Annotated in this window: 2 protein-coding genes; both read left to right on the top strand. The window is 68.3% G+C overall.

What is annotated here, in order from left to right; all coding sequences use genetic code 11:
• Positions 1 to 18: 18 nt before the first annotated feature.
• Complete coding sequence (gene cutA / locus AC1VAN_RS21285; protein ID WP_442252402.1) at positions 19 to 357, top strand: divalent-cation tolerance protein CutA; 339 nt, start codon at positions 19 to 21, stop codon at positions 355 to 357.
• Positions 354 to 1,608 (top strand): protein-disulfide reductase DsbD N-terminal domain-containing protein (locus AC1VAN_RS21280; RefSeq protein ID WP_480986688.1); only part of this gene is annotated, 1,255 nt, incomplete at its 3' end. The genes cutA and AC1VAN_RS21280, both read left to right, overlap by 4 nt.

Here is a 1,608-nt window from a genome sequence, read left to right as displayed (position 1 = left end):
GCCCTATACTCGACGGTCATGTCGACCGTCGATCCCGTCCTGCTGCTGTTGACCACCTGCCCGGACCGGGCCAGTGCCGAGCGCATCGCGCACGCGCTGGTCGCCGAGCATCTGGCTGCCTGCGTGACCCGCCTGGACGGCGCTCAGTCGACTTACCGCTGGCAGGGTGAGGTCACCACCGACGCCGAGCTGCAGCTGCTGGTGAAGACCACCGCAAGCCGTGTCGATGAAGCCATCGCCCGGATCGTCGAACTGCATCCGTATGAACTCCCGGAGTGCATCGCGGTCGAAACCCGGGCCGGCCTGCCGGCGTATCTGGACTGGATCCGGGCACAGACCCGGGAGGACATTGATTGAAGACTCTGTTTGCGCGTGGCGCCGCCTTGTGCGCTCTGTTGTGGCTTTCATTGCCGGCCTTCGCGCTGGATGAGAAGGATCTGCTGCCGGTGGACCAGGCGTTCGCGCTGACCGCCAGCGCGCCCGAGCGTGGCCAGATCCAACTGCAGTTCAAGATCGCCCCGGGCTACTACCTGTATCGCCACCGCACCACGGTGAAGGCCGATCCGGCGTTCAACGCCGCTGCGCTGCAGATGCCCGCAGGCAAGAAGCACCACGACGATTTCTTCGGTGAGGTGGAGACCTACCGCGAGCGCCTGCAGGCCACCCTGCCCGGCGCGCCCACCGATGCCGCCGGCACCATCAGCCTGGAAGTGCGTTACCAGGGCTGCGCCGATGCTGGTGTGTGCTACCCGCCGCAGAAGCGCGTGGTGCAGGTGACCCTGCCCGGTGCAGGCGGTGCGGCGGCCACGCTGCCGACCGCACGCGCCACCGGCGCCAGTGCATTCAACAACCCGCTGGCCGGCGCCGGCAGTGGCGGTGGCCTGCGGCTGCCGGGCACCAGCAACAGCCAGGCACTGCCGCTGCCGTCGGATCAGGCATTCGGCTTCGATGCCATCGCCAGCGATGGCAATACCCTGCTGCTGCGCTTCAGCCCGGCACCGGGCTATTACCTGTATCGCGACCGCACCTCGCTGAAGCTGGAAGGCAGCGCCGGGGTACTGGCCGACAAGCCGCGTTGGCCGGCGGCGCAGTCGCACCGCGACGAGCACTTCGGTGATGTGGCGGTCTATTTCAACCAGGTGGAAGTGCCGGTGCCGCTGCGCCGCAGCCGCGCCGAGGCGGTCGACAGCACGCTGGTGGTGACCTTCCAGGGTTGCCAGACCGATGGCATCTGCTACCCGCCGATGACCCGCCGGGTGAAGTTGTCGATCCCCGCCGGCAAGGCCAACACCACCAGTGATGCACCTGCCGCACGCGACGAAGTGATTCGTTCGCTGCCGGCTTCGGCCACTGCCGGCACCCGCGAGGGCGCCAACGGCACACCGCTGCGCCTGCTTCCGACCGTGCCCAACGACGCGCCGGCCGCCACGGGTGGTGCCGACGCCAGCAACGGCTCGCGCGATGCCTTCGCCGCCGACGCGCAGCAGGACAATGCGCTGCGTACCAAGGCTCCGAGCCGCGTACCGAAAACCGACAGCTCGCTGCTGTGGGTACTGCTGCTGGCACTGGGCGGTGGCCTGGTGCTGAATCTGATGCCCTGCGTGCTGC

It is taken from the genome of Stenotrophomonas sp. 05L44_2, from assembly GCF_056665995.1.
This window is presented reverse-complemented; position numbering and strand designations above follow the sequence as displayed.